The organism is Fimbriimonas sp. LA-C6 (genome assembly GCF_055398105.1).
The window spans coordinates 3,095,172-3,110,145 of sequence record NZ_AP038796.1 but is presented as its reverse complement, the minus strand read 5'-3'; the positions used below and the strand labels follow the sequence as shown (position 1 = coordinate 3,110,145).

Genomic DNA, 14,974 nt, shown 5'->3' with positions numbered 1-14,974 from the left:
CTAACCATCCAAGGTTCGTAACTTATTTCAAGACAATCAGTCTATATAGTTATGAATCGATCACTGATTGCTTTAGCCGCCCTCGTGCTCCCAGCTGTGGCAACAGCGCAGGCACAGGTAACGGACTTGAAAGGCGACACCCGCCTCGACAAGCCCGTCACCGCCGAGCTCAAGATGGTCAGCCTGAAGTCGGCCCTCTCCCAGCTCTCGAAACAACTCGGCTTCACGGTCGAACCAGCGCCACTCCTCCAGGACCTTAAAGTCAACATTTTTGTGACCGAAACCTCCGCCCGAAAGGTCCTCACCAGCATCGCCGAAGTCCTCCAATGCGAGTGGAAGAAAGACGGAGACATGCTGCGGCTCTCCCAGTCAGACGACATCGTCAAACTTCGCAAAGCTTTCCTTCTAAAAGAAGACCTTCAAATGAGGAAAGGAGCCGAAGCTCAAACAGTAGCCCTCATGAAACAGGCCGCCGCCGCCCAGGCCACCATGGAAAACCCCAAACAGGGTCGAGGCCCACTGCCAGGTGGTGTGTACATGAGCCCATCGCAATACTCCATCGCCCAAACGTTCCGTCAGTGGGGTAACGCCGAGTGGAAAGAGTTCTGGGCTGGCAACATCGCCTCCGCCGTTGTCACAACCAACTTCCGACGCCCAAGACCCGGACGAGGATCAGGCACCAACACGCCCCCAACCGATGCCACCACGGCACAAGTCCGCCCTGGAGCACCTGCACCCAACGTCATCAACTACGCCCTAGCCAAATACAACCAGCTCAACGGTCAACTAGAGTTCTCATTCTCACAAAACGGCTCCTTCGTCGCATCGAAGGCTCCCCTCATAGCGAACCCGATCCCCGTAGGACCACTCGCAACAGATCCCTACGCCAAAACGGTTCTCGCGTGGCCCTCAGAAGAAGAAGCATCAGCCGACTCCCTCCTCGATCTAAATCTAACTCAAGGCGACGCATCCCCGGTCCCAAGCATCGGTGACAAACCATCGGTAGGAGACTGCCTGGAGCTCATCCATCAACGAAGCGGAGTACCGATCGTAAGTGACGCTTTTAGAATGCCAGCCCATAGCAGGCTCAACCTAGCTGGCCAAACAACCGCACGCGCCGCCATCAAACAGGTCGCCGAATCAGAACATGGATTCCTGAAAATCACCGGCGGAATCGTACAGTTTAGGTCCGGAGGTTTCTGGCGACTCCGAGAGCACGAGATTCCCGAGGTCATCTACAAGACCTACGAAGCCAAGAAGGACGGCCTGTCGCTCGAAGACTATTCCAACTTCGCCTGCGCCCTCACCCAACCTCAAATCCTGGCCTTCCAAGCCAGCGAAGTCCCCTTAACCAAATTCGACTCCAAGCCAATCCAAGAAGCCGTCCACGCGCTCCGCTTCTACGGCAACTTAAACAGTCACTTCAAAACAGTAGCCACCCACGGCGACTACGTCCCCTACAGTCAACTCGACCGCAGAGTTCAAGGTCTCTTCTACACTGCCTTCATGCAAGGCATGACCGGCACAGGCAAAGTCCTTGGCAAAGGCTTGGCCGCCGACCCAGGCAGCATGGGCTTTACGCTCCTGGAAGGTGGAAACGTGCAGTCTCTCATGTTCGGCGTCGGACGAGTGGATGGCGTCATGTACGACCTCACACTTACCGGAAACACGCGCTAACCGCGATTAACTGGGTTCGGGCTGTCACAATCTTAGGACAATGGCCGAAATCGAAGTCTTTCCGAACCCAGCCCCTCACCGGGACTTTGTGATTAAGCACACATGCCCAGAATTCACAAGCGTCTGCCCCAAAACAGGACAACCTGATTTCGCCACGATTGAGCTGGAATACATCCCAGATCAAACGTGCATCGAACTCAAGTCGCTCAAGCTCTACTACTACAGCTTCCGCGATCAGGGGATCTATTACGAAGGCGTCATCAACCGCCTCATTGACGAACTCTCGGAATCATGCAGCCCCCGCTGGATGCGAGTTACAGGACACTTCAACGTGCGCGGTGGAATCGGATCCACCATCTACGCCGAAGTCGGAACCCGCACCCTCTAAGCGGAATTACCTCTTCCGAAATACCTTGGTGGGCGAGCTAAGCGAAAACTCTCGCCCATTCACCTTATAGCGGTACTCGACAAACACAGCCACGTTCTTATCGCTCGGAATAAGCGCCTTCAAAACAGGCTTCACAGACTGCCCCGGCTGATCCACCGAAACCGTGGAGATCACGTGATACTTCTTCGGTCGAAAGTCGAGATCATCCGACTCCGCACTCCAGATCATCATCTTTGAGAAAGCGGGGTGCTGAGAGGACGCACGCACAATAATCGTTCGTCCAGAATAGTTGCCCTTCTCTTCATCCATCTTCCAAGAAAGCTTAGGCATCATGAACTCGCCAGCGATGGAACGAGCAAACGCTCCAACCGACTCGATCGCCATGAAACCGCCCGCAAGATCGTGCCCCGCATTGGGCACATTCAAAATCCACTTCGCCTGCTTCAGATCTGACCAGTACTGATCCAGTGCATCCACCGTCCAGTAAGGATCGTTGGCACCCTTCACAATCAGCGTCGGAACCTTGATCTTGCTTCGGTACGAATAAGGATCCACCATCACCGCAAGCTTATGTCCCTCAGGAGTCGCCATCTTCGCCTGCAAACCACGTCGTGTGTAGTCTTGGATTTGAACGGAGTAGGTGCCCCAAGACTCAAGCTGGTGCTTCATCTGCGGCAAGATGTTCAGGTTGTCGATCACCATCGGAGCAATCGCTTTCACGCGCTTATCTCCAGAAGCCCCCACAAACCAGGTGGTCCAACCGCGCTTGCTCGCACCCGTCACGACAAACTGTGTAATAGGGTTAGCGGAGTTCTTAGTAGCTTCCTGAACAGCATCCATGGCCCGCAAAGCGCTCTTCGCCATGGGAAATAGCAGCGGCCAGCTTCCGTCACCCGTCTTCAGATACTGCTCGAAGGTGTACGCAATCAGATCGTCCTCTTTCATATTGAGGATCGGCTGGTTCGGCACATTGAACAACATGGCCGTTGGCATGCCCGTGATCTCGGTCAACATGTTGAGCGCCGTGTAATCACCCTTGCGCGGACCATCGCCGGTAATGAACAGAATCGCCGTGTTCTTAAACTCGATCTTCTTGGGCTGCTTCACCAAAATCTGGTGCTGCCACTTATAACCGTGCCAAGTCTGGCTGGTCAAGCTAATCTCTGCCGGACCGCCGCTCACCTCTTTGTAATCGAAACGGTATGATGGGTCCGGTTTTCGAAGATAATCTTGTAATTCGGCAGGAACCTGATTTTGCGTTGCAAGTGCGAGGATGACGCTGAGCATAGTTAGCCTAGTTTGACGCTATTCGACGCCGGTTCTGAATGCCGCAATGTTAAGTTTTCCAAGAGAACGAACGCAACTCTTAACACCGTCAGCCTAATACAAGTACCAAGATGACTTGACATGTGAGGGGAGAGGTGGGAAAATGGACCCACTTGCTACGGGCACGCTCGCGGGGGCAAATAATCGATATGCATAAGACGACAAAGACAATCCGAAGGATGTTCATTCTTTCCGGATTTGCAGTGATGACGGCATCGGCCAGCGCTTTCAGCTTTGACCAGCAGATCATGATTGATCGCGCGATCAACAGCCCAACTCTGACGGTCCGATTCAGCAGCGCCACTGCTGCGCTTGTCGAGCTCCGACTTAACGGCGAAAGCATCGCAACGCGATCCATCTCCGGTAACAAGAACTTTGGCGAAACCAACTTCACGCTCAACCCTTCAGACCTTAAAGATGGCGATAACGAAGTTGAAATCCGACTTTACGATCGCACCGGAAAGCTGATCGCCAAAGACAAGACCAACATCTCCACCGAGCAGAGCCAACAGGGCCCTCTGTTCGTAACAGCTCCAAAGATGGGTTCCACCATCCAAGGCACCACAGAGATCAAGCTCGGATTCACCCAAGACCTCAAGAACCCCTACATCAGCTTCTTCGTAGACGGCACCTTCAAGAGCGGCACCAACGTTGCCCCCTACGCCTTCTTCTGGGACACTGAGAAAGAGAGCAATGGCTGGCATGAGATCGAGGCATGGGCACTCGACCAGGCAGATGCAACCCACAAAACCAAGAAGCTAAGACTGTTCGTAAACAATCCAGGCGGACGAACCAATCGTGTGGGCGCTGCTCAACCAGCAACTCCTAGCAAGAATCGAATTCGAAGCACCGACATCGTCGGAGCAGAAGCAGGTCTCCGAGGCTTCAACGTAAAGACCACCAGCAAGACAGCAAACGGCAACACATCCAACAACCTGCCACCTGCAATCCTCGCAAGACTCTCCGAGAAGTCCAATGGACTGCGAGTCACCCTCGCCAGCCCAGCAGGCTCCAAACCAGTTCGACCAGCTTACGCAATCGCTACCGGACCGAAGCTGATGATGCCAACGGGGCGACGAGTAGCCACCATCAAGGCAACCGCACAGCCCATCGTCTCAACAGCCTCGACCACCAAGGTAACAACTCCAACGGCGGTAGCACCAGTGCTCCAGCCTGTGGTCCGCGGAACACGACTCCCCAACATGAAGACTCTCACCATCATGATGGACAAGGAGTTCGTAAACTTCGACGTAACCCCAAGAATCGAGAACGGCATCCCAATGGCTCCATTCCGACACCTGATCGAGAAAGCCGGCGGCGAAGTAAAGTGGTTCAACAGCACAAAAACGGTCCTAGCCAACGCAGACGGCCACAAGATGGAGCTGAAGATCGGTGACAAGACGGCGAAGTACGACAAGTCCTTCCTCAATCTTGAGATCGCACCCTACATCGAGCGCGGACGAACCATCGTCCCAGTGAGCTTCCTACACGACGCCCTGAAGGTCAATGTCGAGTTCGACAAAGAAACAGGTCACGTCCTCATCACAAGCGCCTCCAAATAACGAAAAAGAGCAAATCATGCTCAAAATGCGGGATTAAGATGACTTAATCCCGCATTTCTACATACAGACCTACGCTACGGAAGCCGATTCTAGACATGGGGTTCGTCCCAAATCGAGATGCGGCAAAACCGAATCAAGCGAATACGATTAAAACTGACGCTCATTTTGTGGGTGGCTTTCGCCACTCTCGGCGCAATCGTATGCCTCTCGGTTGTCAAAATCTCACTTGACGAAGACACTCGGGACACACACCGCGAACTCTTAGACATCGCCCAAATTGCCGCCCTCCAAATTCAGACGCAGCGACTTGAAACCGCCAGCCTCACAAGCCGGCTCCACGACTTCGCCGAAATTCAGTCCGCGCTTTCCTCAGTCAAGCGAATCTATACCGTCACCAAATCAGGCACCAATCTTAAAACAGACATCGTCCTCCCATCCGTGAGTCAAAAGGAATCCATCCTTCTTCTCTCAAAGACAGGGGACGATGTCCAACGCGTCTTCGACCGCGGCCTACCACGGGCCAACGCCACCGTCCAAACCAGCGCCCTAGGACCATATGTAGTCGGAATGGCCCCCCTCAAGAACAGGCATGGCGAGACAACCGAAGTCCTGGTCATTCAGCACGACGCAACACACATCCTCCAGCGATCCGCAGCAATCCGCCAAATCGGTATCGCAGGCTTCGTGTTTGTGGTTCTGCTAGGTGGACTGTTCTCCTTCATCCTCGTCAGAGCCTTCGTCTACGAGAGCGTGAACAGCAGATCTATGATCTACGCGGCCAAGGGCTCGCGATCCATCATGATCGAGTTAAGCCTCGCGGGAGTCCTGGCAACTGTCCTTCTCCTGGGAATCTACGGCTACAACGTTCAACGCTCCACCAAGACAGAGCTAGAGAGATCTCTCCGAAAAACCGCCAATCTCGAAGACATCCGAACCGAACTCGAAAAGTGCCTCATCGACAAACATTCACTTAACAGCACCGTGTTGTCGATCAAGGCGATGGCACAGTCAAAGCAACTGATATGGGTCCAACGGGCGCTTCCGCTCAAGCCAACGAAAGCAGATCTTGCAAATCTGCTCTCGATGCTCCGAAGCCGACTGGACCAAGAAAATTTCGAAAGAGACAACCTCAAAGAACGAATGAACTCCAAGCAGGAGCAGCTAGAAGTTGTCTTCATTCTCAGCACCCTCCTCGCTGTGGGAAGTCTGGTCATCGTTCGAGCCGCACTTCGACAGCAAGCAGACCTCATCGCCGCGCAACAGGAAAGCGAACGACACGAAAGCGCCTACAAGCAGGTCATCGAAAACCTTCCCATCGGATTCTACACATACCGCCACGGGGCAATCCGATACGTCAACGACGCCTGGAAGAAGCAAGCTGGCTCCGGCTCGCAAGAAGATCATCTCAAGGCACTCCAGGTATCGCTCCACCTCGGTGACTACGAAAGAGTGATGAATATCCTCGAAGAAGCAGATAAGAACGAGCAGGGCTTCGAGGCATCCTACCGACTGGTTCTCGACGACGGAGAGATTCGTCACGTAGAGACACGCGCAGTCCCAATTCATGACAACGACGGTGGCCTCAGACACATTCTTGGCTTCACCATCGACGTCACCTCCAGACTCCACGCCCAGTCGCAACTGGAGCAACAAAACCAACAGATCCAAGCGTCAAACGATCGACTGCGACAAGCCCTCTCCCAACTGGAAGCGAACTTTGAGGCAACCGTCTACTCACTCGTCAAAGTCGTGGAAGCCAAAGACCCCTATACAGCGGGCCACTCAAGCCGTGTCACAGGCTACAGCCTTCGAATAGGCAAAGTCCTCGGCCTCTCCGCTCACGACATGAAGATCTTAGAAATGGGCACGCTCATCCACGATATCGGAAAAATAGGAGTGCCAGACGCCGTGCTCACAAAACCCTCGGCACTCACGGACGAGGAATTCACTCTCATTCGAAAGCACCCAGAGTGGGGCGCAACGATGGTTCAAGACATCCCACTCTTCAAAGAGTGTGTCCCCATCGTACTGCTACACCACGAGCGTCTGGATGGCCGTGGCTACCCTTATGGGCTTAAAGGCGAAGAGATTCCGCTGCTCGTGCGCATCGCAAGCGTAGCCGACTGTTTCGACGCAATGACGTCCAATCGATCATACAGAAGATGCCTCTCCGTGGAAACCGCTATCCAAGAACTTGAAAAAGATGCCCGTGCAGGCGCACTTGACCCTGAGATTGTCAGAGTTTTAGCCGAAACTGTTGAAGTAGAAGGCCTCCTTTGGGAAACAAATGAGGAACAAGCGGCATGAAACCAGACGACATTTCGAACACATCCTATCAATCCGACCAACGCCGATATATTCGGTACGAGGTGCTCGACTATGCGATGCTGTACGACACGGAAGCAACAGAACCCGTCCGAGTAGTGATCGTTGACATCGGGCTAGGCGGCCTACAACTTCGATCCAAAGAAATCCTCAAGGAAGGACAAACCTGCTACGTCCACGTCGGCCGAGACGACAAAGACCCACTCCGCCTCAAAGCAGAAATCCGACACTCTCGCCTTCTAGAATCAACAGACCTGGTCTCAACAGGTATCCGGTTCGTGCCAGACACCCACGAAGAGCGAATGGCAATCGCCGAGTTCGTACACGGCGTATTCCAACGCCAGTGCGATCTCATGAACACCTAACCGATTCGCTTTCGAATCTCGTCCCAAGTTTCATCCACAACACCCGCGTCCGGCGACCTCAAAGGTAGCCGGACGTTTGCATGTTCGATGATGCCCATCCGACACAGAATCTGCTTGTAAGCCGCAGGTTGAGACAAGGTCCGCAACTTTTGAATCTCTGGCATGATCAGCTCATTCTTAGTCTCGCAAGACTCACGCTGGCTCGCATACTCCCGAACAATCGCCACCAGCCAAGGCGCAACCACATTGGCAGCACCAGTAAACGTTCCAACCCACCCAAGCCCAAGCGCTTCCACCAGCAGGCTCTCGTCGCCCACAACGAGTCGTTTCCCTGGCGCAGCCTCTGCATAGACAGGCAAGTTCGACCTGTCGCCGCTGCTGTCTTTCAGTCCCAGAAAAGTCGGCCGTTCCGCCAGACGCCGAATCAGACTCCCTGTCAACGGAATCCCAGTCCGCTGAGGAAAGTTGTAGGCCATAATCGGCAGCGTGGTCCGGTCCATCAGGCTCTCAAACCACAGGGCAATCGCCTCTTCCTTAACCTCACGGAAGAAGGCAGGAGGCATCACCAGAGCCGCCTCAGCGCCTGCCTTCTCACTTTGCTGGCATAGCCACACCGCTTCCTCAAGACTAGGAGTCGCAACCCCGACAACGACCTTCAAGGAACCAGCAACGGGAACCACGGCCCGAACCAGATCGCGCTTCTCCACAGCCGAAAGCGACGGCCCTTCCCCATTGGTCCCCGCTAGAAGGACACCATCACATCCCTGAGACTCCAGGTGCGCAACCAAACGAACCATCGAGACATGATCAACTTTGCCGTCAGGTCCAAACGGAGTAACTGCTGCAGGATAAACCATCAATTGGCAGCCACCACTCTTCCGGTCACTTCTCCAAAGCCAACGCGGAACCCATCCCCCTGGCAGTGCCCTCGTAAGGTGAGCACATCACCATCTTCCAAAAATGCCCTGGTCTCGCCCGTCTCAACCATTTCGATCCTCTTAGAGCCCCGCACCGTCAGCTCCAGCAAAGAGCCATAAGTGCCTTCCTCGGCCCCACTAATCGTTCCACTTGCATACAGATCGCCGGGCTCCGTGTTCGTGCCATTCGACGCCTGATGAGTCAACTGCTGAACAAAGCTCCAATACAACTCCAACGCATTCGTAGTCGAGAGCGTCTGAGGCTTGCTCATCTTCTCCGTCTGCAAAAGCACCTCAAGCTGAACATCGTAGTGACTCGCCTTCTCAGGCCTCAAATGAGGCAAAACAGGCGGGTCTTGCACCTGCCCCTCCCGCCTAAACGGCTCAAGCGCATCGAGAGTCACCACCCAAGGACTAATCGAGGTCCCAAAACTCTTGGCCAAAAACGGACCCAGTGGCTGATACTCCCACCGCTGAACATCCCGCGCCGACCAGTCATTGACAAGCACCACGCCCAAAATATGGTTCTCAGCCTCTCCAATGGGAATCGACGAACCCAACGCGTTGCCAGTGCCCACAAAGAAACCCATCTCAAGCTCGAAGTCCATCTCACGGGTAGGCCCAAACTCCGGCCCATCAGCATCTGCAGCCTTCGTCTGCCCCTTCGGACGCCGAATATCGGTCCCAGAAATCACCACACTCGACCCGCGACCGTTATATCCCACAGGCAAATGCCGATAGTTCGGTAGCAACGGAGCCATGTCAGGCCGAAACATCTTCCCCACATTGCTCGCATGGTTAATCCCCGAATAGAAATCAACAAACGCTCCAATCTTCATAGGGAGAAGCATCCGCGTCTCTTCAACAGGAGTCAGTGCAGTCGCCGTCAACTCGGACTTCAGTGCTCCATCCACCAGCAGATGAAAACACTCTTTCCTTAGCAGAGACAACTGCTCCTGGTTGAACCCGTCCAAACTCGTCAGCGAAGGATACTGATTTCCCGCCAGAAGCCAAAGATCGGACGCCTGCCGGAGATTAAGCACCTGATCGCCAATTCGCGTAACCAACGCATGTCTGCCATCGGCTAACTCAGCAACTCCAAACGGAAGGTTTTGAAGCGAGAAATCGGAGTCAGGGGCAACCGGAACCCAACTCTTTGCGGTAGGAGGAACAATGAAATAAGGCATAGCGCTTTTAATGGGTCAGAAATCCAAACGAACGAAGATCTTCAAGCGGCTCAGCAATCGAGCAAGATCCATAAGAGACAAACAGATCCCGAACCGCGTCAAGGTCATCCAGACTCAACACTCGATCCTGCCACTGTAAGGACTTATCAGTGAAGGTCCAAGCCTCAGGAACTTCACATTTCAAGATCTCCTCAATCTCTTTGACGGCAAGCTCCTCTTGAATGGTCAACCCAAGGGCAGTGAGAATGTTCAAAAACCCAAACATCTTCACACCAAGTGCGGCATCCAAGTGAGGCAACGGATGATGCAGCCCAGCCGTAAGCTTGAAAGGCAGATCCAGAGAGGCACACTCCTTGATAAACCCAGCCACCGAACCGATCTCTGGAAAGCCACTCTTCTCCGTGCTCCCCAGCCTCGCCTTCGCCCCAAACTCCTCCGCCTCAGCCAACATCGCCAAGGAATCATTCATTTGTGGCCCCCAAGGGAGTTCGATATACCGCTCAACTCCTGCGAAGCCTCGCAAATCAACTAGAAATTCTTTAAGATCATCATGGTCAGGCACACGAATTTCATAGGCCGCAATCTCCGCCACATCATCCATTTTCTCCTGGAAATCGCTCATCGTCTGAGCGTCCTGAACAAGGGCATCTTCCCAACTTGGACGATCTTTACTCGGAGATCCAATCACCGACACTTCAATAATCTCATCACGAGAATGTGTCGTGAGACAGCTTGTAAGTTCAGGAAGAAGCGCCGCAGGGCATACAAATCGCCCAATCAGCCAATCGTCCGAACCATCGACGTAGCGAAAATACTGATCAACAGCAGAAGCCATGTCCAGCTTCGCAGGTGGGAATAGTCCGGCGTAATCAATCACGCTGCGAAGCAAATGCTTCAGTGTGCCTTCCATTTCGAGATTGTATCAGTTCCGAAACGAACCTTATGAGGGCTGTGAGTCTCTTAAAGTAAGGAGGTATTATCTAGGCTTCAGAGTTTTTAACTCTGAGGATCGAACATTAGGATGTCCAATATGAGAGTGCTGATCGCAGACGACGACCCAATTATCCGTCTAGACCTCAAACAGATGCTGGAAAACCTAGGCTACGAGGTCGTGGCTGAGGCAGGAGATGGTCAGCAGGCAGTACAACAAGCTCGCGAGACCCGACCGGACATCTGTATCCTCGACGTTAAGATGCCTGTAATGGATGGTATCGAGGCCGTCACTATCATCACGGAAGAGAACATTGCTCCCACAATCTTGCTCACCGCTTACTCAGACAAAGAGCTAGTCGACCGCGCCAAAGCAGCCGGCGTATTCGCCTACCTGGTTAAGCCATTCAAGCCGAGCGACCTCCCTCCGTCCATCGAAGTGGCACGAAGCCGATTCGAGCAGAACGTTCAACTTGGCAAAGAAGTCGAAACACTCGCAGAGCGACTCGAAGCACGAAAGCTCATCGACCGCGCCAAGGGAATCCTCATGGCCGAGCACAACCTGAACGAGGCCGAAGCGTATCGACGCATCCAAGTGCAGTCCATGAACCTCCGCAAAACCATGCGAGAAGTCGCCGAAGCGATCATCCTCGCAAAATCCATCTAAGCGGCATCCAGATCGGGTCAGTCATCAAATCGATGGCTGACCTTTTCTATTTATCCCCTCCCACGTGCTATAAACCTTCTATGCCAGAGATCTTATGGGCACCGTGGCGAATGACCTACATTGAGCGCCCCACCACTGGTACCGGCAAAGGCGGCGACATCTTCGTAGAACTCCCCGCCGAGCATGACGACCGAAAGAACCTGATCCTCCACCGAGGAAGCAGCGCCTTCGTGATGATGAACGCCTACCCCTACACGAACGGCCACCTCCTCATCGCCCCCTACCGACAGATTGCCGACATCGTCGATCTCAACAACGAAGAGCTCCTCGAAATCAACCAGCTCCTCGCCAAAGGCGTCGCGTGGATTCGCAAAGCCTACAATCCCGACGCATTCAACATGGGAGTCAACATGGGCCGTGCCGCCGGAGCAGGTATCCCCCAACACATCCACTGGCACATCGTCCCACGGTGGAACGGCGACACCAACTTCATGACCACCGTCGGCGACACCCGAGTCATGCCCCAAACCCTAGAAGAAAGCTATAACCGTCTCATGGAGGCCGCCAAGCCTTGACCTTCGAAGAACTGCGAGAGAACGCACTCAAGTGCCAAAGCTGCGACCTAGCCGCCCGCCGGACGAACGTGGTCTTTGGCGAAGGCAACTACCGCTCCCCACTCGTACTCGTCGGTGAAGGACCCGGTGAAACAGAGGACCAAACCGGCCGCCCCTTCGTAGGACGCGCAGGCCAACTCCTAGACCGAGCTCTCCACGACGCAGGCCTCGATCGCCAAACCGTCTACATCGCCAACACCGTCAAGTGCAGAGCCGCCGACTGGTCCTCAGGAAAACCCCAAAACCGCCCGCCTACTCCCGAAGAATCTGAGGCATGCAAGCAGTGGCTCATCCCACAACTCCAGATCATCGCCCCCAAGGTCATCCTCTGCATAGGAGCACCCAGCGCGAAGAACCTCATCAAAAAGAACTTTCTCATCACCAAGGAAAGAGGTCTCTACTTCCCTTGCGAATACGCCAAAACCGCCATCGCAACGCTCCACCCCTCCTACATCCTAAGACAAGCAAACGCCACCAAAACCGACGGCGGCTACTCGCTCCTGGTCCAAGACATCACGAAAGCCTGGGAAGCAGCACAGGAGCTTGTAAACAAGTCATCGAACACCGCCGATTTGGGCGTATGATGCTTTGCATGCACGCGAGGCATGTTCCAGCTCTATTTCTCACATTCCTATCCACCTCGGCGCTCGCTCAACTCCCTGAGCACGCAAAGGACCTGCACGAGTACGACCTCATCCATGTGAAATGGGAGCTCTCGTTCAACTTCGAAAAGGCCGCCATCCAAGGTGACGTCACCAACGTCTGCAAAGCCTCCAAAGACGGCGCAACCCTCGTCTTCGACTGCGCCAACCTCAAAGTCAGCCGAGTCACCATCGACGGAGAAGAGCCAGGAATCGAAAAGAGCAAAACCGTGCTCGTCGTCACCCCCAAGAAAGCACTCAAGAAAGGACAGACCGTCAACGTACGCATCCAGTACACCGGCGAACCCGAAGCAGGCATCTACTTCGTCCCAGCCAAGCGCGCATTCCCAGCCAAAGGCGACATCCTCTACACGCAAGGCGAGATGGAAGACAACCGATACTGGCTCCCCACCTACGACTACCCCAACGACAAAGCAACCAGCGAAGGAATCATCCACGTCCCACCCACATGGAGCGCCCTAAGCAACGGCACCCTCCTGGACGTCAAGAAGTCCGACAAAGAAGCCGTCTACCACTGGAAAATCGATCAGCCCCACGCAACCTATCTCATCAGCCTCGTCGCAGGCGAGTACTCCGAACTGAAAGATGGCAGCTACGGCAAAGCCCCCGTCTCCAACTGGATCCCCAAAGGACTAGAGCCATGGGGCGATGCAGCCTTCAGCGGCACCAGTAAGATCGTGAGCTTCTACAGCAAGCTCACAGGCATGCCCTACCCCTGGCCCAAATACAGCCAGTCCGCAGTGCCCGATTTCATGTTCGGTGGCATGGAAAACGTCTCCTGCACCACCCAGACCATCACAGCCCTTTATCCAATCTCTTCAAGACCCAATAACGATTCAACCGGACTAGTCGCTCACGAACTAGCCCACCAATGGTTTGGCGATCTCGTCACCACCCCCAACTGGTCCCACATCTGGATCAACGAAGGATGGGCAAGCTTCCTGCCAACCTTCTACGAGCGGGAGCGAAACGGCCAAGAAGCCTTCGATCTAAGCCGACACGATACATTCCAAGGCGGACTCGGCGCACACCTCGGCAACCCAGAAAAGTACATGGTCTGGCCCAAGTACAACGTGCCGATGGACATGTTCGATGGTTTCGCCTACTCAGGCGGTGCCTCGCGCATGTTCATGCTCATGCACCAACTCGGCGAGGAAAAGTTCTGGAAAGCCATCAAAGAGTATCTGGAGCAGTACAAGTTCAAAAATGTCGACACAGAGCAGTTCTTCAACGCCATCACGAAGAGCACCAATGTGGACCTCAACCTGTTCCGCAAACAGTGGTTCTACACCCCAGCAGCCCCAAGCCTCACCGTCAAACGCGGCCCCAACGGCTACGTAATCGAACAGGGATCAACGCCTTTCAACCTCGATCTCGAACTGATGTTTATCGATGCAAACGGCAAAGTCGAGCGATCTACAATCAACACCAAGGGCGGAACCACAGTCGCCATCAATGGCCACTCCGATCAACTCCTCGTCGTCGATCCCGAAGTCTGGCTGATGGGCGAGATCAAATACGAAGCCCAATACCAAGCGAAAGACTGGCTCCAGATCTACCGACTCTCCCCCAACGCAGCTGGCAAACTGAGAGCCATCGAAGCAGGCTGGGGAACTCTGAACAAAGAACAAAGAATCCAGCTGTTCCGCACGGAAAAGTCCGAACCCATGAGAGAGCGACTCATCAGCATGATCCAAGACACGGATTTCCTCCTCGAACAGACCCATAACCCAGACGCCCGCATCATCCAGAGCGCATTGAGCAACCTCGCCTACCAACTCAAAAACGAAAAGGTCAGTGCCCGAGCAAAAGAACTCGCTCAAAACTCCAAAAACGACTTGGTCCGACAAGCCGCCTATCAGGCCTGGATCAACCATGCCGGCGACGACGCCCTCGCGACCAAGTTCTACGCCACCGACAGCTACAACGAGCGCATCCGAGAAATGGCCCTCGAATGGTGGGTGAGTCACGACCAAGACAAGGCAAGAGAAATCTGCCTAGCAGCCCTGGCAAACCCAATCAGCGAGCCCGTCCGCCTCACCGCAATCCGGGCCCTCGGACGCCTCAAAGACAAGCCCGGCGAACGCAAAGTCTTCAATGCACTCGCCGCAATCATGGACGATCGTAGCAACAGCCCACTCCGAGCAGCCATCTCTGCCCTAGCAGAGTACGGCGACAAGGCAGCCATCCCCTTGCTCCAAAAACGAGCGAACCACGGACTACACTTCGTACGCGGAGACGTCCAAAACGCCCTCAGCCGACTAGGCGCCAACTAAAAAAAACAGAACCTGACCGCTCAACCCATGAGCGGTCAGAAAATCTGAACCCTTTATCCCTCCGCAAACACCTATACA

Annotated in this window: 13 protein-coding genes; 9 read left to right on the top strand and 4 right to left on the bottom strand. The window is 54.3% G+C overall.

The annotated features are described in order from the left end of the window. Positions 1 to 51 precede the first annotated feature (51 nt). Positions 52 to 1,677, top strand: a complete 1,626-nt coding sequence (locus tag ACZ51B_RS14460) for a hypothetical protein (RefSeq protein ID WP_464294044.1) — start codon at positions 52 to 54, stop codon at positions 1,675 to 1,677. A 40-nt stretch (positions 1,678 to 1,717) separates the two neighbouring features. Then, the gene (gene queF, locus ACZ51B_RS14455; RefSeq protein WP_464294043.1) at positions 1,718 to 2,065 is read left to right on the top strand and encodes a preQ(1) synthase; all 348 of its coding nucleotides are present in this window, start codon (positions 1,718 to 1,720) and stop codon (positions 2,063 to 2,065) included. Positions 2,066 to 2,071: 6 nt separating this feature from the next. On the opposite strand, the gene ACZ51B_RS14450 is transcribed toward queF, so the two are convergent. After that, positions 2,072 to 3,352 carry a PhoPQ-activated protein PqaA family protein gene (locus ACZ51B_RS14450; protein ID WP_464294042.1) on the bottom strand — a complete coding sequence of 427 codons (1,281 nt, stop codon included), beginning with the start codon at positions 3,350 to 3,352 and terminating at the stop codon, positions 2,072 to 2,074. Positions 3,353 to 3,540: 188 nt separating this feature from the next. Here ACZ51B_RS14450 and ACZ51B_RS14445 point away from each other — a divergent pair, with 188 nt between their 5' ends. The 3 genes from ACZ51B_RS14445 to ACZ51B_RS14435 all read left to right on the top strand — a co-directional run bounded on the left by ACZ51B_RS14445 (position 3,541) and on the right by ACZ51B_RS14435 (position 7,643). After that, positions 3,541 to 4,953, top strand: coding sequence for a stalk domain-containing protein (locus ACZ51B_RS14445; RefSeq protein WP_464294041.1), 1,413 nt, complete (start codon positions 3,541 to 3,543; stop codon positions 4,951 to 4,953). Positions 4,954 to 5,070: 117 nt separating this feature from the next. Next, entirely contained in the window at positions 5,071 to 7,260 is a 2,190-nt protein-coding gene (locus tag ACZ51B_RS14440; RefSeq protein WP_464294040.1) for an HD domain-containing phosphohydrolase, read from the top strand. Further along, positions 7,257 to 7,643 (top strand): PilZ domain-containing protein, encoded by a 387-nt coding sequence (locus ACZ51B_RS14435; protein ID WP_464294039.1) that lies wholly within the window; start codon positions 7,257 to 7,259, stop codon positions 7,641 to 7,643. The genes ACZ51B_RS14440 and ACZ51B_RS14435 overlap by 4 nt, the downstream gene beginning before the upstream one ends. On the opposite strand, the gene ACZ51B_RS14430 is transcribed toward ACZ51B_RS14435, so the two are convergent. Genes ACZ51B_RS14430 through ACZ51B_RS14420 form a run of 3 tightly spaced genes read right to left on the bottom strand, consistent with a single transcriptional unit; the run spans position 7,640 to position 10,657 of the window. Further along, a complete protein-coding gene (locus ACZ51B_RS14430) occupies positions 7,640 to 8,500 on the bottom strand; it encodes a dihydrodipicolinate synthase family protein (protein WP_464294038.1) in 861 nt (286 codons plus the stop codon). The two genes, ACZ51B_RS14435 and ACZ51B_RS14430, sit on opposite strands and share 4 nt — an antisense overlap. Continuing rightward, entirely contained in the window at positions 8,500 to 9,747 is a 1,248-nt protein-coding gene (fahA, locus tag ACZ51B_RS14425) for a fumarylacetoacetase (RefSeq protein ID WP_464294037.1), read from the bottom strand. The genes ACZ51B_RS14430 and fahA overlap by 1 nt, the downstream gene beginning before the upstream one ends. 7 nt (positions 9,748 to 9,754) lie before the next feature. Continuing rightward, positions 9,755 to 10,657 carry a hypothetical protein gene (locus tag ACZ51B_RS14420; RefSeq protein ID WP_464294036.1) on the bottom strand — a complete coding sequence of 301 codons (903 nt, stop codon included), beginning with the start codon at positions 10,655 to 10,657 and terminating at the stop codon, positions 9,755 to 9,757. Between the two features lie 111 nt (positions 10,658 to 10,768). On the opposite strand from ACZ51B_RS14420, the gene ACZ51B_RS14415 reads away from it, so the two are divergent. From ACZ51B_RS14415 to ACZ51B_RS14400, 4 genes are all read left to right on the top strand, one after another. Then, positions 10,769 to 11,344, top strand: coding sequence for an ANTAR domain-containing response regulator (locus ACZ51B_RS14415; protein WP_464294035.1), 576 nt, complete (start codon positions 10,769 to 10,771; stop codon positions 11,342 to 11,344). Between the two features lie 80 nt (positions 11,345 to 11,424). Beyond that, positions 11,425 to 11,919 carry an HIT family protein gene (locus tag ACZ51B_RS14410; RefSeq protein WP_464294034.1) on the top strand — a complete coding sequence of 165 codons (495 nt, stop codon included), beginning with the start codon at positions 11,425 to 11,427 and terminating at the stop codon, positions 11,917 to 11,919. Beyond that, positions 11,916 to 12,542 carry a uracil-DNA glycosylase gene (locus ACZ51B_RS14405; protein ID WP_464294033.1) on the top strand — a complete coding sequence of 209 codons (627 nt, stop codon included), beginning with the start codon at positions 11,916 to 11,918 and terminating at the stop codon, positions 12,540 to 12,542. Before ACZ51B_RS14410 ends, ACZ51B_RS14405 begins: the two co-directional genes overlap by 4 nt. Before the next feature lie 8 nt (positions 12,543 to 12,550). After that, the gene (locus ACZ51B_RS14400) at positions 12,551 to 14,896 is read left to right on the top strand and encodes a M1 family aminopeptidase (RefSeq protein ID WP_464294032.1); all 2,346 of its coding nucleotides are present in this window, start codon (positions 12,551 to 12,553) and stop codon (positions 14,894 to 14,896) included. The last annotated feature ends 78 nt before the right edge of the window (positions 14,897 to 14,974 follow it).